Raw genomic sequence first — 1,116 nt, forward strand, 5'->3', positions numbered from 1 at the left:
GGCGGTCTCTAAACTCAAGTGCAACACCCCCGTAAGGAACGGTCTTGGGCAAGCACTACAGCCACCTGAGCGCCGAAGAGCGCGGCGCGATCATGGTCGGCAAAGCAAGGGGCGAGAGCGCCCGCCAGTTGGCCCATCTGCTTGGACGCTCGCCCAGCACGATTAGCCGAGAGTTGGCCCGCAACGGCCACCGCGAGCCGTCGACGACTCCGTATATGGGGCGTCCGCGTTTGGCGTACGACGCGCAGCGAGCGGGCCAGCGTGCCCGCCGGTTAGGGCGTAAACCCCGGCGTGCCCGCAAACTGCTCCCCCCTTCGCGGTTGTGGGTCAAAGTCCGGCGCTTGCTGGGCAAAGGCTGGTCACCCCAGCAAGTCAGTCTCACACTGCGTCGGCGATACCCTGATCAACGGGCCTGTCACGTGTCCCACGAAACGATTTACACCGCCATCTATGCGGCCCCACGCGGGGCGTTGCGACGCGAACTGGTGGCGTTGCTGCGCCAACATAAGTGCGCCCGTCGTCCGCGTGGGCGAGGGGCGGATCGACGCGGCCAGATGCACGATTTGCCGAGCATCCACGACCGGCCGCCGGAGGCCAATGAACGCCTGCTGCCGGGGCATTGGGAAGGTGATTTCATCAAAGGGGCGCGCAACCAGTCATCAGTGGGCGTCTTGGTGGATCGCCACACCTTGTTCTTGAAATTGGTGCGGATGGAGGGCTGCTCCGCGCAGGAGGCGCTGGAGGGGTTTAGCCGTGCTTTCCAGCCCTTGCCGGCCGAGCTGCGCCAGACCTTGACCTATGACCAAGGCAAGGAGATGGCTTTGTACAAGACTCTGGGCGAGCGCACAGGGCTGTCGATTTACTTCGCCGATCCGCGCAGCCCCTGGCAGCGAGGCATCTGCGAAAACACCAACGGCTTGTTGCGGCAATACCTCCCCAAAGGCACGGACTTGTCGGTGTACAGCCAACGTCAATTGGACGCGATTGCCCGCAAGCTCAACACACGCCCTCGCGCCACCTTGGACTATCACTGCCCGGCCGAGATGTTTATGCGAGCGCTTGGGCGAGACGATCTGGCACAAAAGATCGATGATGCACTTCTAGATTGACTCCGCC

Annotated in this window: 1 protein-coding gene; it reads left to right on the top strand. The window is 63.2% G+C overall.

Annotated features, from left to right (window positions below):
- The first annotated feature begins 44 nt into the window (after positions 1-44).
- Entirely contained in the window at positions 45-1,109 is a 1,065-nt protein-coding gene (locus tag EKH80_RS23705) for an IS30 family transposase (RefSeq protein WP_126687257.1), read from the top strand.
- Positions 1,110-1,116: the final 7 nt, after the last annotated feature.

Source organism: Dyella choica (assembly GCF_003977665.1).
GTDB lineage: Bacteria > Pseudomonadota > Gammaproteobacteria > Xanthomonadales > Rhodanobacteraceae > Dyella_B > Dyella_B choica.